Below are 19,906 nucleotides of genomic sequence, written 5' to 3'. Positions count from 1 at the left end.
GCAGTCATGGTTATGGGCGGGTAGTCCCGCAGTTTTGCTATAGGCAACTATCGTGGCACGCTGGGGTCGAGCCGGATTGTCCCCGCCGTAAAGTTTAGTAAACCGCCCCGCCGTCTTGTCAACGTTCTTAGAATTCGCCGGTGACAGGCTTGATGCGCGACGCCAGCCAGACCAGCACCAGCACCGGCAGCCCCAAAAGCGCCGTGGACACAAAGAACTGCGCATAGCCAAAGCTGTCCACATAAACGCCGGAGAAGCCGGCAATCCACTTGGGCAGCAGCATCATCATCGAGCTGAACAGCGCATATTGGGTGGCCGAGTAGTTCACATTGGTGAGGCTCGACAGGTAGGCGATAAAGGCGGCCGACGCGATGCCGCCGGCCAGGTTGTCGGCGCTGACCACGGCAATCAGGCCCACCAGATCATGCCCACGGGTGGCCAGCCAGGCAAACAGCAGGTTGCTGCCGGCCGACAGCACGGCGCCCAGCATCAGCACCCGCATCACCCCGATACGCATCGAAATCACACCGCCGATGAATGCGCCCACCAAGGTCATGATGACGCCAAAGATCTTGCTGACCGAGGCGACCTCGGCCTCGGTGTAGCCCATGTCTACATAGAAGGGGTTGGCCATGATGCCCATTACCACATCGGAGATGCGGTAGATGGCGATCAAGGCCAGGATCAGCGCCGCATGCCAGCCATAGCGGCCGATAAAGTCGGCAAACGGTGCCACCAGCGCCTCTTGCAGCCACTCGGCAGCATTGCGGGCGGGGGGCATGGCCTTGGCCGCCGGCTCGGGCGACAGCAGCACGGTGACTACCCCCACCAGCATCGACGCGGCCATCACCATGTAGGCAAAGCTCCAGGCCTCGCGCTGGTAGTCGCCTGCGCCTTCTTTCAGGCCCAGCGCCACCAGCCACAGCACGCCGGCGCCCGCCCAGATCATCGCGATGCGGTAGCCCGTCTGGTAGGTGGCGGCCAGCGCAGCCTGGCGCTCGGCATCAGCTGATTCGATGCGGTAGGCATCTAGCGCAATATCTTGGGTGGCTGAACCAAAGGCCACGGCCAGCGCACACCAGATGACCGGGTTCAGGTTTTGCTGCGGATCGACCCAGGCCATGCCCAGCAGGCCGGCAACCACCAGGCCCTGGGCCAGCAGCAGCCAGCTGCGCCGGCGCCCCAGCAGCCGGGTGAGACCCGGCAGCGGCAGCCGGTCAACCAGCGGCGACCACACCCATTTAAAGGCATAGGCCAGGCCCACCCAGCTGAGGTAGCCAATGGTGCTGCGGTCAATGCCCGCCTTGCGCAGCCAGAACGACAAGGTGCCCAGCACCAGCAGCAGCGGCAGGCCGGCAGAAAAGCCCAGCGCCAGCATGCGCAGGCTGGCCGGCTCGGAGTAGACGCGGAACGTGTCCGCCCAGGAGCGGCGGGCGGCGGGTGCGGTAGCGGACGAAGGGGTGGGCGAAGAGGTGTCGGCCATGCAGACGGGGCAGTGCGGTAAATCGAGGGGGGACCAGGCCAAGCCCGGACAATGCGCCAATATACGCTGATCCGCGCTGCCGACCGGGCCAAGCGGCGCAACTGACGGCAATGGCCACTGCTTGGCTACACTGTGCCCCTATGCACTGATGCACCGCTGCTGCCATGGCCGACCACTCCCACCACCGCTTGCTGGCTCCTGATTACTCTGTTCGCCACTACGAAGGCGAGCAGCAGGCGCACAGCCATGACCATGTACAGCTGCTGTATGCGCTGGCCGGCCGCATGGAGCTGGAGGTCGATGGCAAGGCCGCCTATGTGGATACCGCCAGCGGTGTGGTGATACCGGCCGGCTCCACCCATGCCTACCTCGCCCAAAAGGGCAGTGCGCTGGCGGTGGTGGATGTGCCCGATGGCGCCAGCTTTGCGCAGATGCGGCGCTTTGCCGCCCCGCCGCGCGACTGGCTGGCCACCCATGCCTCGGCCTGGACGGTGGCCCAGGCGCATGTGGCCTGGGTGCAGCAAACGCCAGCGCTGCTGCTGCGCCGCGCCCTCGATGTGCAGGCCATCACCGCTGCGGTGCGAGCCGACTTGGCCGGCGATTGGCGCACCCCCCAGCTGGCGGCCCTGGCGCATTTGAGCCCGCAGCGCTTTCATGTGCGCTGGCAGGAGCTGACCGGCAGCACCCCCCAACAATGGCTGCGCGACCTGCGCCTGACCGAGGCCAGCCAGGCACTGGCCGCCGGCCAGCCGCTGGAGACCACCGCCTTGCGCTGCGGCTACAGCACGGCCAGCGCGCTGGCCTATGCGCTGCGGCGTGATCGCGGCGTGGGCAGCCGCAGCCTGCGCAAGGGCGTGGGCGGTTGATGCGCTGGGCGCGTTGGGTACCTTGGGCAGCGCAGGCACAAGCGCTTCTCGACATTTGCCCCAGCCCTATCGCGGCACCATAGCGGCATGACACAGACTTCCAGCAGCATGGCCTCCCCCGCAAGCTCTTCTTTTTTCAGCGCCTCCGCGCAGGGCATTGCGCTGGTCGCCATTGCCGGCGTGCTCTGGGGCACCAGCGGCACGGCCCAGTACCTGGGGGCGGCGGGCTTGTCGCCGTTTTGGGTAGGCGCTGTGCAGCTGGCGGTGGCGGCGGCATTCTTGGGCCTGAGCCTGCTCTGGGCCCGGCGTGGCAACACCGGCAGCCTGGTGCTGCGGCCCAGCCAGGCGGGGCTGCGGCTGTCGTCGTTTTTCTGGGCATCGCTGGGCATCGGCGGTTACAGCGTGTTCTTCTACGCCGGGCTGCAAATGGCAGGGGTAGGGGTGGGCACGGCGGTGGCCATTGGCAGTAGCCCCATCTGGGCGGGCCTGTTGCAGGCCTTGGTGCTGCGCGCGCCGCTGTCGCCGCTGTGGTGGCTGGGCACCTTGGTCAGTGTGGCGGGGGGTGTGGCGATGGTGCTGGGTGAGGGCGGCGGCAGCCAGGTCTCCTGGCCCGGCCTGGCGCTGTGCCTGCTGGCGGGGCTGTCGTACGCCGGCTATGCGCTGGTCAACAAGCGTCTTGTCAGCCATATGCCCCCCAAGGTGGTGAACTTTTATGTGTTCAGCGGCGCGGCATTGCTGGCCCTGCCTGTTGCCGCGCTGTATGCGGGCATGCCGCAGTGGAGTTTGTCTGCCGTGCTGGTCGTCGTCTACTTGGGTGCCGTTGTCTCGGGCATCGCGCACCTGCTGTTTTCGATGGGCCTGCGCCATATCTCCGGGCCCACTGGCGTGGCGCTCAGCCTCATCGAGCCAGTGGCGGCCTTTGTGCTGGCGGTGTGGATTGTTGGCGAGCACCAGCCTTGGGTGGCCTGGGTGGGCTTGGCGGCGGTGCTGCTGGGGCTGTGGGTGGTCGTGAAGGCGGAGATGCGGGGCTGAATGCCAGGTCACGCATTCGCTGGTGCAGCCTGCAGGCCCGGCGATAGAATGGCGCTCTTGCCACCACGGACTGCGTTTGCTGCCCAAGTATGACCTTGCCAGAAGCCACTTACCAACTGGATGACGCCGTATGGTCGCGGGTGCTGACGCAGGAGATGGCCAGCCAGCTCCCGGGCCAGTCGCTGGTGTTTCTCGCGGGGGACACGGCGGGGCAGACGCACCAGATTCCACTGTTGGTCACGGCTTTTGAGCAGCCAAGTCGTACCGTTCCAGGCATGGCCATGTTCCGGCTCAATTTTCAGGGCCCCGCGGCCCCGGTTCTGCCCAGCCAGACCTACCGCGCACGCCATGCGGACTGGGGCGACTTTGCGATCATGGTGTCTGCCATCGGTGCCGATGCGCAGGGCGTCTATTACGAAGCCCAATTCAGCCATGCCCTCTGAGCTGCCTGCAGCCCTGCTGCTAGGCCGCTTGCAGCTGCGCCAGTCTTTGGCGTCAGATGCTGATTTTTTGCGTGTCCTTTACCGGGATGTGCGCAGCGACGAGCTGGCAGTGACCGGCTGGCCGCCTGAGGCCATCTATGCCTTCTGCCAGTCGCAGTTTGATTTTCAGCTTCAGCACTACCGCAGCTACTACCCCGAGGCGCTGCATTACCTGGTTGAGCGGGATGGCCAACCGATTGGGCGGCTGATCGTCGATGACAGCGTTGTTGCACTGCGGGTCGTCGATATCTCGCTGCTGGCTGCACAGCGTGGCCAAGGCCTGGGCAGCGTGCTGCTGCTTTGGCTGTGCGAACGCGCCGATGCCCAGCGGCAGCCGCTGGCGCTGAGTGTGGAGCCCCAGAACCGGGCGCGCCATTTATATGGGCGGCTGGGATTTGTGCAACTGCCAGGCGATGGCCTGTATTTGAATATGCGCCGTGAGCCTAGCAACATGGAGTCTGCCGAATGACCGGCCGCACCGATTCCGCTGCCTCCATCTTCCCGCCTGGCCAGGCGGTGCTACCGGCGCAACGCTCGGCGCTGATGGGCCATGCGCCTTGCTGCATCTGGCTCACCGGTTTATCCGCCTCAGGCAAGACCAGTCTGGCCCATGCGGTGGAGCGTGCCTTGCACCAGCGCGGCTGCCACACCTATGCGCTGGATGGCGACAACCTGCGCCAGGGGCTCAATGCCGATCTGGGTTTTAGCGCCGAGGCGCGGGCGGAGAATATCCGTCGCATGGCGCATGTGGCGCGGCTGATGGCCGATGCTGGTTTGGTCGTCATCGTCTCAGCGATTTCGCCGTTTGCAGCAGACCGAGCGCAGGCGCGGGCCTTGTTTGCGCCGGGGGCCTTTGTCGAGGTTTTTGTGGATACGCCCTTGGCCGTCTGTGAGGCACGCGATCCCAAGGGCTTGTATGCGCGCGCCCGGCGGGGCGAGCTGCGCGACTTTACCGGTATCGACAGCCCGTATGAGCGGCCTCTGCAGCCGGAGCTGCATTTGCGAGGAGAAGACTTGGCGCCTGAAGCTGCGCTGAGAGCTGTACTGGCGTATCTGGATGCGCTGGGCTTGCAGCAGAAGCGGCCCTGCTGAGCGGGGGCCGCTGCAACAAAGCTCAAAAATCAGTTGCGCGAGGGGTAAATGCCTTCCAATGCAATGATGAAATTCAAGCTCAGATAGGGTTGCATGATGGGGAAAGCCTGCGATCCGCCAACCTGCCCTACCTCGACGCTTGCGGTTGGCGCACCACCCAAGGGAACGGTTGACCCGGCGTTTGCCAATTCAACGTACTGCGCATCGCGCTGGTTGGATTGGGCCAGTAAAGAGCCTGTAACTGGTACCTGCAATGTGCCTGCAGAGGTGCTGGCCATCATGCTGGTTTGGGTGACAGTGGTGGGGTGATTATGAATAGGCATTTGCTGAAGCCCCAGTGTGACTGTAGGAGTACCAGCCTTTTCTCCCAGGGTATAAGTAGGCAATCCAGCCCCCTGGCCCATACCCAAAGGTACCCGCCCTCGCAAATCGGGCAGCGCAAAAGTGGTTTGGCCATTCCCTCCATAGGTCGTTCCCAATAGAGAAAATAGCGCTGAGTTCTGGGCAACAGACAGCAATTGGCCGTTGCAAAAAGCCCAACCTCGGGGGGCATACGTGCCGCCAAATATAGTGATCAGGCCGATAAATGCTTCCATGGTAAGTACCTTTGATGTTGTTAAGTTTGCAGATAGCCATTGAGCCATCCACTCAAAAGAGGGGTAGCATGGCGGCTGGATAGAGGGCTAGAAGATGCGACTGTGCTTGAATAGTCGGCGCGTGGTCCCTGCAGCTCAGCCCTTTGCCAGACTTTGCGCATAGCTGAAGTGGACGGCTGCTGATCCGTCTTCTCGATTGCAATGGCAATGCTATACCCCGCCTCGGCGCCAAGCAACGCAGCAGCTGTCCAGAGCAATCCAGCTTTCTCAAAATGCTGTAGCCAGACAGCCTCAGCGTCAGCAACACTAGACCATGAACCGGCGATAACCGTATCGCCACCGGTATCTATATCGGCCAACCAAGGCAGTCCAGCCAATGCCCAAGCACCTTGCGACTGCGCATTCGCCCGCCACCAATGGGCAAAACGCGTCAGTTGCCGGCCAGAATACAAGGCCACAACCGCATCCGGCCGGTGGCTGAAAAGGGTAGCCCGCAAGCCATGGAACTCTTCACTTTGTGGCCCCTGCTGACCTACATGGCGGGCAAGCACCCGTCCACCTAGCACCCTGTAGGCCTGCTCAAACGTATAGACAAAGTCGTAGCCGCTTTCCATCTGCCCAACAGCCAGCACGGTCCGTGGGCCTAGTTGTTGGTAGACGGCCTGCGCCAGCTGCGCTGCACTGCCACACAAATCCAAGCTATGGCGCACGACAGCCTGGTGGGGTTGGCCCGGCTTGGCGGCTGCAGGCAGATCGGCACCGGTATCACTGGCCCACAGCGGCAGACCCCGTGGTTGCGCATGGGCGGCTACCTTGGCTTCAACGTCGGGCGGCATCCAGCCGACAACACCATGCAGCTGAGGCCGTTGATCAATCGCCGCCGTGATGCTGCGGGCCGCACGGTTGGGGGTGGGTGGGGCTTCTACCCAGTGCAGCTGTACAGCAACTTCAGGCCGCTGGGCCAGGCCCAGCTCCAGGCCTCGGCGGTAGTCCGAGCCCAGATCAGTCACCTTGTGCGACTGCGGCGCCACAGCCAGCAGTTGCCAGGCCTTGGAGGATTGCGGGGCCGGGGCACTGGGCGCCAGCGCCTGCGCAGCAGTCCATCCGCCGGTTGTGCTGACGGCCACGCTGGTGGAGGCGAGAAAATGGCGTCTTGGGATCATGGTCATATGGCGGCCTCGGTGAGAGTCTCTGCGCGGTCATGGGCTTCGCACCGGGCCCGCAATTGCTGGTAATGGGGGGCCATCCATTGCTCGGCCAGTGCGCGCAATGCGGTGCTGGCCTTGGCATGTTTGTCGCTGGTGTCCTGGGCAAAGGGCTCATGGGGCCGTTTGCCGTGACGTGACAGGCGCTCGCGCAGCGCGCGCATCGCCGGGGCATCGGGCTGCCAGGACAGCCGTGGCAGTACCAGTTGCTCAATGGCCTCCGGCAGCTGGGCATGGTCAAGCACCAGCGCCTGGGCCGGATCAGCCACCCGGGCCATGTCCGCATAAATGCGGCCCAGCATGCGGGCGCAGTACTGCTCGGGCGGCATCGTTGCCTGCTCCAGCAGGCTCAGGCCCGGCAGGCCGAATGTGGGGCCAAAGGCGCCGGGTACCAGATATAAAGCGCGCTCCTGCATTTGCGACACCAACACGGCCAGCGGCTCGCGGGTCAGGAACACCGGCAAGGCCTCGGGCCAGGCCTGCATCAATAGCGGTGCCTGGTCGGTGTTCCAGGCATCAATCTTGAGGCTGGCCGATTGCAGTGCGGGGCTGGCCGCATCGCTGCGCTGCGCCCAGGCGCTCATCCAGGCGCGCAAGGCGGCGATGGCTTGTGCTGGGCTGAGCCAGCCGTTGACCAGCGCTTCGCGCAGCAAAAAGTCGACCGGCGGTGGCTCGGACATTGCCAGGTGGTGGGCGCCTTCCGCCAATGCCTGGGGGAACAAGGTGGAGCCGCAGCGCGAGACATGGAAGACCAAGAGGCAAGGCGAAATGCCCGGCGACTGCACATGCCAGGCCAGCAGCACGTCCAGCGGCGTCTGGCGGCGAAATGCCTGGTTGAACGGGGTGTTCAGCAGCGGCTTGAGGCTCTCTTGGTAGAAGGGCGCGCGCAGCGGGGCATCGCCCAGGCGTGCCCAGTCCACCATGGTCTGGTTGCCATCTCGGTACAGCCGAACGGGCCGCCAGCCCTGGAGGTTCAGAGCATCCATTGGGCATTCCAGGCGCGGCGCCCGGCCTTCATCGCCGATTCGACATCAGAGGCATCAAACACCAGGCCCTGGGCCTGGCCCAGCGCGATGCTGCGGGCGCTCAGGCTGGCCAGGTCGGTGCAGTTGGCCAGCGCATCGGCCAGCGATGCTTGCGCAAATACGCGTTCGCGAAATTGGTTGAAGGCCAGCCAGGGGTCACCGTCATCGGATGCTGGCTCGCCTTGGTCGCCGGCTGCAAAGGCTTGGGCCAAGCGCTCGTCCACCAGTGCATCTGCGACCAGATGGATACGTGCTTTGCCGCTGCGGTTGCGCACGCGGTGGGGCAGGGATACATCGGTGTACCAGCACTCACCCACGCGCATCGGCACGCGCTGGCCGCCCAGGTGGAAAAAAACCTTTTCTTCGGTTTGCAGGGGAATGTGCAGCCGGGCATCGCCTTCGGCAGCGCACAGGCCTGCATCGCTGTGCTCCATGATTTCACTGTCCGGCTGCAGGCGCATCAGGCGCACGGATTTCCACTGCAGGTCCAGGCTGCGCAACAGGTCTGCGATGGCTGGACAGGCCTGCAACGCTTCGCAGTCTGCATACCCGCTCAGCTCACCATCCATAGGCACGATGTCAGAGGGCGCCTGGGCCGACGCCCGCAAGGCCAGTGCCTGCCATCCGCCATCGTGCCGGCCCTGGTTGAAATGCATGCGCCACCAGGATTCGGGCAGCTGTTGTGCTTGTTGCAAAGCGGCCGCTCCCTCCAGGCGCCAGGGCAGGCGCATGGTGGTGATGCCCTGCAGGCGCAGACCTTGACGGGGCTGCGCTTGGGAGCTGGAAGCGGCTGCCAGGGTCATGGGACGGCGGGCGCGGCCGGGGCGCAAAGCGCAGTGGCCTTGCAAGACACGGAGTTGTCGCCACTGAACGAGTTGAGCACCCGCACCGACCAGCCTTGTGCACCATTGCATGCAGCGGGGGTGCCCGGAGCGCTCATAGACACGCGGACATCGTAGGCTGCATTGCCGGGGCGGGTGTTGAAGGCTTCATGACCGCCACCGACCACTTGCTCGCCCGTTGCGCAGCAAGCTACTGCCTGGCACAGCTCACCAGTGCCGACAATCTCTACGGCGTGAATGGTGGCAATCGAGCCCGTTGCGCCTGTAGGTCCGGCTGGGCCGGTGGGACCCTGAGGGCCCTGCCCACCCGTAGCGCCTGTGTTGCCGACAGGACCTTGAAGGCCTGTAGAGCCTGTTGCACCGTTAGGACCTATTGGGCCTGCTGCGCCGGTAGCGCCAGTGGCACCCGTAGGTCCAGCGGAGCCCGCAGGGCCAGTGGCGCCGATGGGGCCCGTCGCACCTGCAGGGCCGGTAGCGCCTGTCGGGCCTGCAGGACCGATGGGACCCGTTTCTCCGATCGGACCAACAACACCTTGGGGGCCGATGGGACCGATCGGGCCAGCGGGGCCCGTGCCAACACCAGGCTCACAGCGCAGCAAGCGACCCGTAGCGGGGTCCATGCACAGCTGCTCGGTGCCGGTGGCCGGCGCGCTGGGCAGCGGTGGGGCAAAGGTTTCGCCGGTGCCCTGCACGCGGAACAGGTCCTGGTTGGCCTGGCCCTTGATGACAAAGCCAGAACCAGCGGCCGGTTTGAAGCTGGTGTCCGCAGACCATGCGGCGCTGGCCGCCAGGGCCATGATGCCGCCGGCCAGCCAACGGCTGTGGAAGAAGGAGGTGACGAGGTTCATGGCTGGGTTCTCAGAGAAGAGCGGATGCGGGTAGAGCGCAAGGCGCCCCAAGACAGAATCGAAAGCAGCAGGGTGAGGCTGGCCGTCCAGCCCAGGCCGGAGACGGGCACCGGCACGGCGGCAGTGCTAGGCGGTGGGCCGACGTAGACATTGACCAGGTTGACGTTCTGCTGGGTCACCTGCGCGCCAGGCCCCAGGGTGAAGGTCGCTGGCTGGCCGCCTGCGGTGACGATGCGCACCGGCTGACCGGGCTGGCCTTGCAGCACCAAACTGCCGGTGACCACGATGTTGGCGCCATTGGGCAGCACAAAGCTTTGGCCGCTGGTGGAGCTGATGGTGAGGTTGGCGACCGTCGTGACGCCGGAGACGTTGATGCTGGCACCGGCTGCGGCACAGGAGCCGTCAAACACCATGGCGCTGGCCGCCGCGTTCAATGTGCCCTGGTTGCGAAAGTCCGAGCCCAGTTGGATGCTGCCCTGCGCATCGAGCAAGCCACCGGATTCGATCAAAAAGGCGCCAGCGTTTTGTAGCGAGCCGCCATCCAGCGCGTAACTGCCTGCAATCGTGACGGCCTCGCAGCCCAGGTCCTGGCTGCCTCCGCCAAGGCTGCCTTCGGAGCCAGCAGGGATTTCCATCTGTGCGTGCGCAGCAGTGGCTAGGCCGACCGCGAGGCTCGCGGCGGCAAGAAAACGGAGATTAGGCATGGGCGGGCCTGTTTTGCTTTGAAGCAAAATGTAATTGGGTGTCGATTTTTACCAGAGCGAAACATCGTTTGCAATTCATTTATTAAATATATTTATTGGTGTGGTAAGCAAAATGATATTTGGGGCTAAAACCGGTATGCAATCATCACGATTTCGTGATTGGAGTTTGAATGCCTGAGCTGCCCCACCCCTCCTCCTTGTTGCGCTGTGCCTGCCACGGGCGGCGTGCCTGGTTGCAGACCTTGGTAGCGGGGGCTGCGGTAGCCGCGACCGCTAGCGCGGGCACCGCCTGGGCACAGGTGGAAGTGGGCAAATCCTCGGTGCTGCGCAACCTGGTGCCGGCCGAGACCCTGGAGCAGGCGGCGCAGCAACAATACGCCGAGCTGCTGGCGCAGGCCAAACAACAAGGCGCGCTGGCTGGCCCGGGCAATGCGCAACTGCAGCGGCTGCAAACGATTGCCCAGCGCCTGATTGCGCAGGCCCAGGTCTGGAATCCGCGCGCCAAGGACTGGCGCTGGGAGGTGAACCTGATTGGCAGCAAGCAGATCAACGCCTTTTGCATGCCCGGCGGCAAGATCGTGTTCTATACCGGGCTGATCGACCAGCTCCAGCTCAGCGATGACGAGATTGCGATGGTCATGGGCCATGAGATGGCGCATGCGCTGCGCGAGCATTCGCGCGAACAACTGGCCAAGACGCAGGCCACCGGCCTGGGCATCCGCCTGGGGGCGGCCGTGTTTGGCCTGGGCGATATGGGCACGGCGGCGGCTAACCTGGGCGGCCAGTTGCTGACCCTCAAGTTCAGCCGCTCCGATGAATCGGATGCCGACTTGGTGGGGCTGGAGATCGCAGCACGCGCGGGCTACGCACCGCAGGCCGCTGTCAGCCTGTGGGAGAAGATGGGCGCTGCCACCGGCAAGGGCGGCATTGGCTTTCTCTCCACCCACCCGACCGGCCCGGACCGCATTGCCAGCCTGCAGTCGAATGTGCCCAAGGTGCAGGGCCTCTACGAGCGGGCCAAGCGCTGAATCGTTTAGGCCTGATGCCCTCAATCCCCGATGGCCATCGCCAGCGCCTGCTGTGCCGCTGGTAGCATGGCGCCGCCGTGGTCCGCACCGGGAAAGCTGGCAAAGCGCAGCGCCAACCCTGGGGCGCCACGCAGGCCGTCCATCAGCGCGGGGATGCCCGGGGCGTTTTGGCGTTGGCGCCGTAGGGCATCGCGGGCCGGGTCGCTGGCGCTAGCGGGCGCTGGGGCTGCCGTGGATGGCGTCGCGGGCCGCGCCTCGCGCTCGCCCTGCGTCACCAGCAAGCGCAGCGCTGGCGCATCCGCCGGCTGGCGGGCGGCATGGGCCACAAAGCCGGGCAAGGCCTGCAGCACAAAGCCATCGCGCCACCAGATCGAGGGGCTGGCAGCAACATAGCGCTGAAAGCCGCCTGGCCGTGTAAGCAGCGCATGCAGCACGCAGAGGCCGCCATAGGAGTGGCCAAAAAAGGTCTGGCGTGTCGTGTCGATCGGCCAACTCGCTTCCAGCAGCGGGCGCACCTGCTGGTCGATGAAGTCGAGAAAATGGTCGGCGCCGCCTTCTGCACGCCCGCGCTCATCGGTGGCCGGGCCGGGCGCTGGTGGCGTGTAGTCATAGCTGCGGGCGCTCAGGTCCAGCACCGCGCTTTCGGCATAGCCCAAGCCGACGACCACGGCGCCTTGGGTGGGCACCGAGGGGCCGCGCGCAAAGCGGTTGCGCATCAGCTGCGCGGTGGGGGTGAACAGCAGGTTGCCGTCGAGCAGATACAGCACCGGGTAGCCTTGGGGCGGCGGCGGGGCGGGCGGCACGGCCACCATGATGCGGTGTACGCGATCCGGTGCGCCCGGGCCGGGCATGCCGGGGGCGCGCAGATCCAACTGCCGGGTGCCGGGCAGGGTGACGGGCGGGGCGTTATTCAAGGTGTTTTGCCAGGTGCAGCCGGGCAGCGCCAGGGCGGCGCCCAGGCCCAGCAAGCGGCGCCGGGTGGCATCGGCCAAATCAACAAAATCCGTCAGATCTGCCAAACCGGTCAATGGCAGGGTGGGAAAGCGGGGCAGGGCGAGTGGCATAGCGGCGGGGGTTTGCGGCAAATCAACCATGTGCTTGAGAATGATTTGCATTAAGAAATTATCATGGCAAGCATGGCACAAACCCGCTTGGCCCATGTTTGCTGCAACAAGAAAGATGTTTGCGCATGCAGGGCCCCTTCCACCAACGCTACCGGCACCACAGGCATGGCCTATGCGCGCGCCTGAACCGGCGACCAACGCCGAGGCAGAGCTGCGCGCCCATGTCTCGCGGCTGCGCGAGCTGCGCCCAGGCCTGCACCTGCACAGCGAAGATGGCTGCGACCCGCGTGACCAGACGGCGCAGGCCGAGATCGATGCCGGCTTGCGCCTGGTGGTGGTGCTCGAAGGGCGGATTGATGTCTCCTACGGTTTGACCCGGGTGGCGCTGACCCATGCTGGCGCCGGTGCCACTGCGGCGCTGGTGTCGGTGGCCGAGCGCGAGCGCTTTGAGCGGCGGGCGCGCTCGGGCGTGTATTCGCGCCGGGTCAGCCTGGGGCTCACTCCCGCCTGGCTGGCCCAGGCTGGTGGTGGCGATGGGGCCGCCTGGCCCGATCTGCAGCGCTTTATGCAGGAGCACCTCGCTACCCGCCGCTGGCAGCTGTCGCCCCGCGCCGCGGTGATTGCCGAGCAGATCGTGCACCCGCCAGGTCTGGCGCCCTTGTTGCAGCACATGTACCTGGAAAGCCATGCACTGGAGCTGCTGGGCGAGGCACTGGCCACCGTGGGCAACCGCGATGCCGTGGCGCCGGGCGCCGCTGCCGCAACCGGCCTGCTGCCGCGTGAGCACCAGCGGCTGCGCGAGCTGCATGCGTTTTTAGCCTCGGGCCAGGCCGATGCGCTGTCGATGGATGCGATTGCGCGCCATGCTGGCGTCAATGCCAGCACCTTGCAGCGCCAGTTCCGCAGCGTCTACGGCACCACCGTGTTTGAGTTTTTGCGCGAATGCCGGCTGCAGCGCGCCCGCCAGGCGTTGGAGCGCGAGGGCATCACCGTCGGCCAAGCCGCGCTGCTGGCTGGTTACACCAGTGCCGCCAACTTTGCCACCGCTTACCGCAGGCGTTTTGGCCTGGCGCCCAAGCTGGCGCGGGTACGGGTCTAAAGCTTCCCCACTTCTCTCCGCATGCATTGCCTGGCCCTCAACCGGGCAGCTCTGCCGCTGGCGCAAACATCTTTGTTGCCCGCGCAAACCACGCGTGGGCCCTGTAATGGAAGAATTCGATATTCGGTAATGGAAATCATTTGTCTTTCAAAAAAGGGGCGGTATGTCGATCCAGGCAGGGGAACAGGGGTGGCGTTTGCGCGCCGTGGCAGCGGCGGTGGCCTTGTTGGGCGCACAGGCTATACAGGCACAAACCCAGGCAGCGGTGCCCACACCGTCGGCGCAGGATCCAACCTTGGAGACGGTGCAGGTGCTGGGCACGGCAGAAAGCGCCTGGAAGCAGGCACCAGGCGTCTCGACCGTCACGCGCGAGGACCTGGACAGCCAGCCGAGCAATGACCTGGCCGATGTGCTGCGCCAGCAGCCCGGTGTGAACCTGACCAGCAACTCCAGCAGCGGCCAGCGCGGCAACAACCGCCAGATCGACCTGCGCGGCATGGGCCCGGAAAACACCTTGATCCTCGTCGATGGCAAGCCCGTCAACAGCCGGGGATCGGTGCGCTACGGCTGGCGCGGAGAGCGCGACACCCGGGGTGACATGAACTGGGTGCCGCAGGAGGCCGTCGAGCAGATCGAGGTGCTGCGCGGCCCCGCTGCCGCCCGCTACGGCAATGGCGCCGCTGGCGGCGTGGTCAATATCATCACCAAGGGCATCCCTGACAAGCTGAGCGGCAGCGCGACGGTCTACTACAACCAGCCAGAAGATTCGCGCGACGGCAGCAGCAGCCGCACCAGCTTCTCGCTGGCCGGCCCCATTTCGGAGCAGCTAGGCTTTCGCCTGAGTGGCAATGCGGATAAGACCGATGCCGACGCCTGGGACATCAACCAGGGCCATGCCTCCACCCGCGCCGGCATTTACGCTGGCACCTTCCCTGCCGGCCGCGAAGGCGTGCGCGACCGCAACCTGTCTGGGCGCCTGAGCTTGAAGCCCGCAGCGGGCCATCGCATCGACTTCGATGCCAGCTTTGCGCGACAAGGCAATATCTACGCGGGCGATACGCAAAACACCAACAACTACACGGTCGATGCGAATGGCAAGCTGGTGGCGACCTCGCAGCGTGTGCTGGACGCGCTGGGCACGGAAACCAACCGCATGTACCGCTCGACCTATGCCGTCACGCACAAGGGCGAGTACGACTTTGGTAGCTCGACCGCCTACCTGCAGTACGAAACTACGCGCAACACCCGCATGAACGAAGGCCTGGCCGGCGGCACCGAAGGCCTGTTCTCCAGCGATGCCTATGGCACTTCCAAGCTCGACATCCTGACGGCCCATGGCGAGATCAGCGCCCGGGGCAAATGGGGCAGCCTGCCCCATGTGATGACGGTGGGCGCTGAATGGGTGGAGCAAAAGTTGGAAGACAGCAACTCGGTATCGCAGACCACGACCGAGGCTGGCAGCGTGCCAGGGGTGGACAACACGGGCCGCAGCGGCAAGGTCTCCTCGCGCATTGCCTCGGTCTTTGTCGAAGACAACATCGAGCTCAATGCCCGCACCTTGCTGACCCCTGGCCTGCGCCTGGACCAGCACAGCGAGGTGGGTACGAACTGGAGCCCGTCGCTGAACCTGTCGCACTTTCTGACCGACAAGGTCACGTTGAAGGCCGGCGTGGCCCGTGCCTACAAGGCCCCCAACCTGTACCAGACCAACCCCAACTACCTGCTCTACAGCCGTGGCATTGGTTGCTGGGGCGCGGGCGGCGCCTGCTACCTGATGGGCAATGCCGACCTCAAGCCCGAAACCAGCATCAACAAGGAACTGGGCATTGAGTATGCCGACGAGGGCCTGCTGGCCGGTGTGACCCTGTTCCACAACGACTACCGAAACAAGATCGATGCGGGCATGACCCCCATCGGAACCGCGACCGGCGGTACGGGCGCCTATGCCAATGCCGATGTGTTCACCTGGACCAATATCCCCAAGGCCGTGGTGTCTGGCGTGGAGGGCACGTTCAACATCAAGCTGAGCCCTGCAGTGCGTTTGAGCAACAACCTCACCTACATGGTGCAGAGCAAGAACAAGACCACGGGCGAGCAGCTGTCCATCATCCCCAAGTACACGCTCAACTCGCGGGTGGAATGGCAGACCACCAACGCCTTGCAACTGCTGGGCTCAGTGACCTGGTACGGCGGCCAAAAGCCCAACAAGCTGGACTACCAGGGCCTGCCGCTGACCGGCGAGGAAACCCGCCGCCTGGCACCCTATGCGCTGGTGGGTGTGGGCGCGCGCTACAGCTTCAGCAAGGATGTCACCCTGACTGCCGGCATCAAGAACCTGTTTGACAAGCGCCTCTACCGCATGGGCAATGCCGTGGGCGTGAACAACCCGCGCACCATCTATGGTGCCGGTGCCGCGACCTACAACGAGCCGGGCCGTTCGTTCTACGCCTCGCTGACCGCCAAGTTCTGATCGGCGCGCCTGCAAAAAAGGCCAGCGGCATGCCGCTGGCCTTTGGCGTTGAAACTGAACCCCGGATCAGGTCCCACCCACATAGGGGTTGCTTTGGCGTTCGCGGCCAAAGCTGCTCTCGGGGCCATGGCCGGGGATGAACACCGTCGCATCGCCCATGGGCCAGAGCCGCTGGGTGATGGAGTCGATCAGCTGCTGGTGGTTGCCCTGGGGGAAATCGGTGCGGCCAATGCTGCCGGCAAACAGCACATCGCCGACAAAGCAGCGCGTGATTTGCGGCGCATGGAAGACCACATGGCCAGGGGTGTGGCCGGGGCAGTGGCGCACCTGCAGGGTTTCCTGCCCGATGCTGACCGTATCGCCATCCTGCAGCCAGCGCGTGGGCGTAAAGCTTAGCGCAGGCGGAAAGCCAAACATCTGGCTTTGCTGGGGCAGGCCATCAATCCAGAACTGGTCGCCCGGGTGCGGGCCAATGATTGGCAGGCCGTGCTGCTCGGCCAACTCGCCCGCGCCACCGGCATGGTCGATATGCGCATGGGTCAGCCAGATGGCCTTGAGCTGCAGACCCAGGCGCTCGATCTCCGCCTCGATGCGCTCCAGATCGCCGCCGGGATCGATGACGGCGGCCTCCATTTGCTGGTCGCACCAGACCAAGGAGCAGTTTTGCTGAAACGCGGTGACGGGGATCGTGTGGTAGTGGAGCATGGTTTGGATGGGGAGGCTGGCGGCAACGCGCAGGCTGGCGGATGCAGGGCGCAATCTGGCTATTGTGCTGCAAGCCATGGTGGATTTGGGGCAGGGTGGGGTTCGGAGCTGCTAGTGGTGAACGCTGCTTTGGGGATGGTTTGTAAAATCAGCACTTCGTCCACCGCTTCCACCCCTAGTCTGGATTTTTGATGCCCCGCCCCCCTGCCTTGCCACGTTCGGATTGGGTGCTGCGCAGCCCACCTTCGGCCAGCATGGAGCGCATCGAGGCCTGGTTCCAGGGCAATGCCTACGCGATGCACCGCCACGACACCTATGCGATCGGGCGCACCCTGGCGGGCGTGCAAAGCTTTCACTACCGGCGCGGCCGGCGCGACAGCCTGGCCGGCAGCACCCTGGTGCTGCATCCCGACGAGGCGCATGACGGGCAGGCCGGCACGGACGAGGGCTTTCGCTACCGCATGGTCTATGTGGAGCCGGCGCTGATCCAGGACATTCTGGGCGGCAGCGCCTTGCCTTTTCTGGAAGGCGGCATCACCAACGACCCGGCGATATCGGCTGCCGCCGAGGCCTTGCTGCAAGGCGTACACGATGTTGTCGAGCCCTTGGAGCAAGGCGATGCGCTGGCGCAGCTGGCCCATGCGCTGGCCGCTGCTACCGGCGGGGTCGGCACGCGGCGCGCCAAGGCCAAGGGCGACTATCAGGCCGCCCGCCGCGCGCGTGACTATCTGCAGGCCCATGCCAACCGGGTGGTGGCGCTGGACGAGCTGGAAGCCGCCACCGGCCGCGACCGCTGGAGCCTGTCGCATGATTTCCGCATGTTTTACGGCACCAGCCCCTACCGCTATCTGACCATGCGCCGGCTCGATGCCCTGCGGCGCCTGCTGCTGGCGGGCCTGTCATTGGCCGATGCGGCGCAGGATGCTGGCTTTGCCGACCAAAGCCATATGACGCGGCATTTTCTGAAAACCTTTGGCATCACGCCGGGGCGCTGGCTGCAGGTCATCGGCCATGCGCCGCGCCGCTGAAGCCGGCACCACAAACGTTCAATACTTTGGGGCTGTGAATTCTTAAGCTGGCTGCTGTTTTTCAACCGAGTCAGCAAGACCATGACAGATCCCATCCAAACCTCCCCGATTCCCACCAGCCGTGGCCAAGGCCAGTCCATCGATCTGCTGGACAAGATCGCGCTGCTGCAAGGCCACTGGCAGCCGCGCGTGGTTGCCGAGATGAACGACTACCAGTTCAAGGTCGTCAAGATCGCTGGCGAATTTCTATGGCACCAGCACAGCGACACCGATGAAACCTTCATCGTCCTCGATGGCCAGCTGCGCATCGACCTGCGCGATGCCTGCGGAGGCATCCGCGCTATCGACCTGCGGGCAGGCCAAATGGCCGTCATCCCTCAGGGGGTAGAGCACAAGCCTTGCGCGCAGGGAGAGGTCAAGCTGCTGTTGATTGAGCCACGCGGGGTGGCGAATACGGGGGATGGGGAGGCGGGGGAGCGCACGGTGGCGAATGATCTTTGGATTTAATCGATAGATTCATGGACGGACCAGATGTCTAGGAGGCAGACAGCGCCTAGGCAAAAATGCGCGTAGCCCAAACCGCTTACCCGTGATACAAGAGGTTCAGCGCTGCAGGCATGACCGGGTTAACCGGCGCTCTGCAAGCGAGTTGATCCCTGAACCAGGAGCGCGCATCCATGTCCAGCACCTTGTCATCGACCTTAGCAGTGGCGCCGCAGCCGCCGCCAGCCAACCCGCAATGCATTGGAATGCCGCGCGAGATATTCGCTGGCGAAAAACGCGTGGCTACCGTGCCTGCGGTGGTGGAAAAGCTGGTCAAGCTGGGCTTTCGCGTCAGCGTGGCGGCGGGCGCTGGCGATGCGGCCAGTTTTGGCGATGCGGCCTACCGTGCCGCAGGTGCGCAGGTGATGCCCAGTTCGGCGATCTGGGCGGGGGCGGACATTCTTTTCAAGGTGCGGCCGCCTACCGCTGAAGAATGCGAATGGATGCATGCCGGCCAGATTCTGGTCGGCTTTGTTTGGCCCGCGCAAAACCCCGAGCTGATGGCGCAGCTGGCAGCCAAGGGGCTGACGGTGCTGGCAATGGATGCGCTGCCGCGCACCTTGAGCCGCGCGCAGAAGATGGATGCGCTGACGTCGATGGCGGGGGTCAGCGGCTACCGCGCGGTGGTGGAGGCGGCCCATGCGTTTGGCCGCTTTTTTAATGGGCAGATCACGGCGGCGGGCAAGGTGCCGCCTGCGCAGGTGTTTATTGCGGGGGCCGGGGTGGCGGGCTTGTCGGCCATTGGTACCGCCGTCAGCCTGGGTGCCGTTGTGCGCGCCAACGACACGCGCGCGGAGGCGGCCGACCAGGTGGTGTCGCTGGGCGGCACCTTTGTGCCGGTGGATTACGCCGAAGAGGGCGGTGGTAGTGGCGGCTACGCCAAGGTGATGAGCGAGGGCTTTCAGGCGGCCCAGCGCCAGATGTATGCGCAGCAGGCCGCATGGGCCGACATCATCATCACCACGGCCCTAATCCCCGGCAAGCCCGCGCCGCGCTTGATTACGGCCGAGATGGTGCAGGCGATGAAGCCCGGCAGCGTGATTGTGGACATGGCCGCCGAGCAGGGCGGCAACTGCGAGCTGACGGTGCCCGGCGAGGCGGTGGTGCGCCATGGCGTGACGATTGTTGGCTACACGGATCTGGCCTCGCGGCTGGCCGCGCAGTCGTCCACCCTGTATGCCAACAACCTGCTGCGCCTGACCGAGGAGCTGTGCAAGGCCAAGGATGGGGTCGCCGTGGTGAACATGGAGGATGACGCGATCCGGGGTTTGACGGTGGTGTACCAGGGCAGCATCAGCTGGCCAGCGCCTGCGCTGGCGGCCGCACCCGTGGCCAAGCCGGCAGCTGCTGCGGGCGCTGCAGCCGCCAGCCCGGCAGCGGCCAAAAAACGGGGCCACGGCCACGGCGCTGGCAGCCCTATGCCTGCGCGCACTTTGGCCATCATTTTTGCGGTGCTGGCGCTGCTCTTTTGGCTGGTCGGCGCCCATGCGCCGGCGGCCTTTCTGGGCCACCTGACGGTGTTTGTGCTGGCCTGCTTTATCGGCTACATGGTCGTCTGGAATGTGACGCCCGCGCTGCACACGCCGCTGATGAGCGTGACCAATGCGATCTCCAGCATCATCGCGATTGGCGCGCTGGTGCAGATGGCGCCGCCGGGCGTGGTGGGCGCAGACCGACCGGGGCTGCTGATAGGCGCACTGGCCTTTGTGGCCTTGGTGCTCACGGCGATCAATATGTTTGGTGGTTTTGCGGTCACGCGCCGCATGCTGGCCATGTTCCGCAAATAGGCCAGGG

General features: G+C 65.0%; 20 protein-coding genes. 11 read left to right on the top strand and 9 right to left on the bottom strand.

Features of this window, described 5'->3' with window-relative positions:
* Window positions 1-127 precede the first annotated feature (127 nt).
* Window positions 128-1,483 (bottom strand): AmpG family muropeptide MFS transporter, encoded by a 1,356-nt coding sequence (locus tag HS961_RS01120; RefSeq protein ID WP_182325983.1) that lies wholly within the window; start codon window positions 1,481-1,483, stop codon window positions 128-130.
* Between the two features lie 164 nt (window positions 1,484-1,647).
* On the opposite strand from HS961_RS01120, the gene HS961_RS01115 reads away from it, so the two are divergent.
* The 5 genes from HS961_RS01115 to cysC all read left to right on the top strand — a co-directional run bounded on the left by HS961_RS01115 (window position 1,648) and on the right by cysC (window position 4,955).
* Complete coding sequence (locus tag HS961_RS01115; RefSeq protein ID WP_182325982.1) at window positions 1,648-2,349, top strand: helix-turn-helix domain-containing protein; 702 nt, start codon at window positions 1,648-1,650, stop codon at window positions 2,347-2,349.
* Window positions 2,350-2,436: 87 nt separating this feature from the next.
* Window positions 2,437-3,381 (top strand): DMT family transporter, encoded by a 945-nt coding sequence (locus HS961_RS01110; protein ID WP_238347734.1) that lies wholly within the window; start codon window positions 2,437-2,439, stop codon window positions 3,379-3,381.
* 95 nt (window positions 3,382-3,476) lie between these two features.
* Window positions 3,477-3,824: a DUF6916 family protein gene (locus HS961_RS01105; protein WP_182325981.1), complete on the top strand. Its 348-nt coding sequence runs from the start codon at window positions 3,477-3,479 to the stop codon at window positions 3,822-3,824.
* Window positions 3,814-4,332: a GNAT family N-acetyltransferase gene (locus HS961_RS01100; protein WP_182325980.1), complete on the top strand. Its 519-nt coding sequence runs from the start codon at window positions 3,814-3,816 to the stop codon at window positions 4,330-4,332. The genes HS961_RS01105 and HS961_RS01100 overlap by 11 nt, the downstream gene beginning before the upstream one ends.
* Window positions 4,329-4,955, top strand: a complete 627-nt coding sequence (gene cysC, locus HS961_RS01095) for an adenylyl-sulfate kinase (RefSeq protein WP_182325979.1) — start codon at window positions 4,329-4,331, stop codon at window positions 4,953-4,955. The genes HS961_RS01100 and cysC overlap by 4 nt, the downstream gene beginning before the upstream one ends.
* A gap of 29 nt (window positions 4,956-4,984) precedes the next feature.
* On the opposite strand, the gene HS961_RS01090 is transcribed toward cysC, so the two are convergent.
* The 6 genes from HS961_RS01090 to HS961_RS01065 are packed head-to-tail and all read right to left on the bottom strand — an operon-like array spanning window position 4,985 to window position 10,175.
* The gene (locus HS961_RS01090; protein WP_182325978.1) at window positions 4,985-5,551 is read right to left on the bottom strand and encodes a phage tail protein; all 567 of its coding nucleotides are present in this window, start codon (window positions 5,549-5,551) and stop codon (window positions 4,985-4,987) included.
* Between the two features lie 20 nt (window positions 5,552-5,571).
* Window positions 5,572-6,720 carry a hypothetical protein gene (locus HS961_RS01085; RefSeq protein ID WP_182325977.1) on the bottom strand — a complete coding sequence of 383 codons (1,149 nt, stop codon included), beginning with the start codon at window positions 6,718-6,720 and terminating at the stop codon, window positions 5,572-5,574.
* Window positions 6,717-7,742, bottom strand: a complete 1,026-nt coding sequence (locus HS961_RS01080; RefSeq protein WP_182325976.1) for a sulfotransferase family protein — start codon at window positions 7,740-7,742, stop codon at window positions 6,717-6,719. The genes HS961_RS01085 and HS961_RS01080 overlap by 4 nt, the downstream gene beginning before the upstream one ends.
* On the bottom strand, window positions 7,730-8,584 hold the full coding sequence (locus HS961_RS01075) for an aspartyl/asparaginyl beta-hydroxylase domain-containing protein (RefSeq protein WP_182325975.1): 855 nt from the start codon (window positions 8,582-8,584) through the stop codon (window positions 7,730-7,732). The genes HS961_RS01080 and HS961_RS01075 overlap by 13 nt, the downstream gene beginning before the upstream one ends.
* Complete coding sequence (locus HS961_RS23675) at window positions 8,581-9,471, bottom strand: collagen-like protein (RefSeq protein ID WP_272956281.1); 891 nt, start codon at window positions 9,469-9,471, stop codon at window positions 8,581-8,583. The genes HS961_RS01075 and HS961_RS23675 overlap by 4 nt, the downstream gene beginning before the upstream one ends.
* Entirely contained in the window at window positions 9,468-10,175 is a 708-nt protein-coding gene (locus tag HS961_RS01065) for a hypothetical protein (protein WP_182325974.1), read from the bottom strand. The genes HS961_RS23675 and HS961_RS01065 overlap by 4 nt, the downstream gene beginning before the upstream one ends.
* A 170-nt stretch (window positions 10,176-10,345) precedes the next feature.
* On the opposite strand from HS961_RS01065, the gene HS961_RS01060 reads away from it, so the two are divergent.
* Entirely contained in the window at window positions 10,346-11,203 is an 858-nt protein-coding gene (locus tag HS961_RS01060) for a M48 family metallopeptidase (RefSeq protein ID WP_182325973.1), read from the top strand.
* A gap of 20 nt (window positions 11,204-11,223) precedes the next feature.
* On the opposite strand, the gene HS961_RS01055 is transcribed toward HS961_RS01060, so the two are convergent.
* Window positions 11,224-12,318 (bottom strand): alpha/beta hydrolase, encoded by a 1,095-nt coding sequence (locus tag HS961_RS01055; RefSeq protein ID WP_182325972.1) that lies wholly within the window; start codon window positions 12,316-12,318, stop codon window positions 11,224-11,226.
* Window positions 12,319-12,439: 121 nt separating this feature from the next.
* Here HS961_RS01055 and HS961_RS01050 point away from each other — a divergent pair, with 121 nt between their 5' ends.
* The gene (locus HS961_RS01050; RefSeq protein ID WP_182325971.1) at window positions 12,440-13,366 is read left to right on the top strand and encodes a helix-turn-helix transcriptional regulator; all 927 of its coding nucleotides are present in this window, start codon (window positions 12,440-12,442) and stop codon (window positions 13,364-13,366) included.
* Between the two features lie 163 nt (window positions 13,367-13,529).
* A complete protein-coding gene (locus HS961_RS01045; protein WP_182325970.1) occupies window positions 13,530-15,836 on the top strand; it encodes a TonB-dependent siderophore receptor in 2,307 nt (768 codons plus the stop codon).
* A gap of 66 nt (window positions 15,837-15,902) precedes the next feature.
* On the opposite strand, the gene HS961_RS01040 is transcribed toward HS961_RS01045, so the two are convergent.
* Window positions 15,903-16,541 (bottom strand): MBL fold metallo-hydrolase, encoded by a 639-nt coding sequence (locus HS961_RS01040; protein ID WP_182325969.1) that lies wholly within the window; start codon window positions 16,539-16,541, stop codon window positions 15,903-15,905.
* A gap of 191 nt (window positions 16,542-16,732) precedes the next feature.
* On the opposite strand from HS961_RS01040, the gene HS961_RS01035 reads away from it, so the two are divergent.
* The 3 genes from HS961_RS01035 (at window position 16,733) to HS961_RS01025 (ending at window position 19,899) form a co-directional block, all read left to right on the top strand.
* The gene (locus HS961_RS01035; protein ID WP_182325968.1) at window positions 16,733-17,569 is read left to right on the top strand and encodes an AraC family transcriptional regulator; all 837 of its coding nucleotides are present in this window, start codon (window positions 16,733-16,735) and stop codon (window positions 17,567-17,569) included.
* Window positions 17,570-17,650: 81 nt separating this feature from the next.
* Entirely contained in the window at window positions 17,651-18,076 is a 426-nt protein-coding gene (locus HS961_RS01030; RefSeq protein WP_182325967.1) for a cupin domain-containing protein, read from the top strand.
* A 242-nt stretch (window positions 18,077-18,318) separates the two neighbouring features.
* Entirely contained in the window at window positions 18,319-19,899 is a 1,581-nt protein-coding gene (locus tag HS961_RS01025) for a Re/Si-specific NAD(P)(+) transhydrogenase subunit alpha (RefSeq protein WP_202883154.1), read from the top strand.
* Window positions 19,900-19,906 lie beyond the last annotated feature (7 nt).

The sequence above is a fragment of the Comamonas piscis genome (assembly GCF_014109725.1).
Classification (GTDB): domain Bacteria; phylum Pseudomonadota; class Gammaproteobacteria; order Burkholderiales; family Burkholderiaceae_C; genus Comamonas; species Comamonas piscis.
Note: the sequence above shows the minus strand (reverse complement) of the source record. Positions and strands in the feature narration are given on the sequence as shown.

Bases quoted from the DNA above. Each gene is read 5' to 3' on its own strand.
- HS961_RS01075 (WP_182325975.1), bottom strand. From the start codon at position 8,584: ATGACCCTGGCAGCCGCTTCCAGCTCCCAAGCGCAGCCCCGTCAAGGT.
- HS961_RS01110 (WP_238347734.1), top strand. From the start codon at position 2,437: ATGACACAGACTTCCAGCAGCATGGCCTCCCCCGCAAGCTCTTCTTTT.
- HS961_RS01035 (WP_182325968.1), top strand. From the start codon at position 16,733: ATGCCCCGCCCCCCTGCCTTGCCACGTTCGGATTGGGTGCTGCGCAGC.
- HS961_RS01055 (WP_182325972.1), bottom strand. From the start codon at position 12,318: ATGCAAATCATTCTCAAGCACATGGTTGATTTGCCGCAAACCCCCGCC.
- HS961_RS01025 (WP_202883154.1), top strand. From the start codon at position 18,319: ATGCCGCGCGAGATATTCGCTGGCGAAAAACGCGTGGCTACCGTGCCT.
- HS961_RS01120 (WP_182325983.1), bottom strand. From the start codon at position 1,483: ATGGCCGACACCTCTTCGCCCACCCCTTCGTCCGCTACCGCACCCGCC.
- HS961_RS01100 (WP_182325980.1), top strand. From the start codon at position 3,814: ATGCCCTCTGAGCTGCCTGCAGCCCTGCTGCTAGGCCGCTTGCAGCTG.
- HS961_RS01085 (WP_182325977.1), bottom strand. From the start codon at position 6,720: ATGACCATGATCCCAAGACGCCATTTTCTCGCCTCCACCAGCGTGGCC.
- cysC (WP_182325979.1), top strand. From the start codon at position 4,329: ATGACCGGCCGCACCGATTCCGCTGCCTCCATCTTCCCGCCTGGCCAG.
- HS961_RS01065 (WP_182325974.1), bottom strand. From the start codon at position 10,175: ATGCCTAATCTCCGTTTTCTTGCCGCCGCGAGCCTCGCGGTCGGCCTA.
- HS961_RS01060 (WP_182325973.1), top strand. From the start codon at position 10,346: ATGCCTGAGCTGCCCCACCCCTCCTCCTTGTTGCGCTGTGCCTGCCAC.
- HS961_RS23675 (WP_272956281.1), bottom strand. From the start codon at position 9,471: ATGAACCTCGTCACCTCCTTCTTCCACAGCCGTTGGCTGGCCGGCGGC.
- HS961_RS01045 (WP_182325970.1), top strand. From the start codon at position 13,530: ATGTCGATCCAGGCAGGGGAACAGGGGTGGCGTTTGCGCGCCGTGGCA.
- HS961_RS01090 (WP_182325978.1), bottom strand. From the start codon at position 5,551: ATGGAAGCATTTATCGGCCTGATCACTATATTTGGCGGCACGTATGCC.
- HS961_RS01115 (WP_182325982.1), top strand. From the start codon at position 1,648: ATGGCCGACCACTCCCACCACCGCTTGCTGGCTCCTGATTACTCTGTT.
- HS961_RS01080 (WP_182325976.1), bottom strand. From the start codon at position 7,742: ATGGATGCTCTGAACCTCCAGGGCTGGCGGCCCGTTCGGCTGTACCGA.
- HS961_RS01030 (WP_182325967.1), top strand. From the start codon at position 17,651: ATGACAGATCCCATCCAAACCTCCCCGATTCCCACCAGCCGTGGCCAA.
- HS961_RS01050 (WP_182325971.1), top strand. From the start codon at position 12,440: ATGCGCGCGCCTGAACCGGCGACCAACGCCGAGGCAGAGCTGCGCGCC.
- HS961_RS01040 (WP_182325969.1), bottom strand. From the start codon at position 16,541: ATGCTCCACTACCACACGATCCCCGTCACCGCGTTTCAGCAAAACTGC.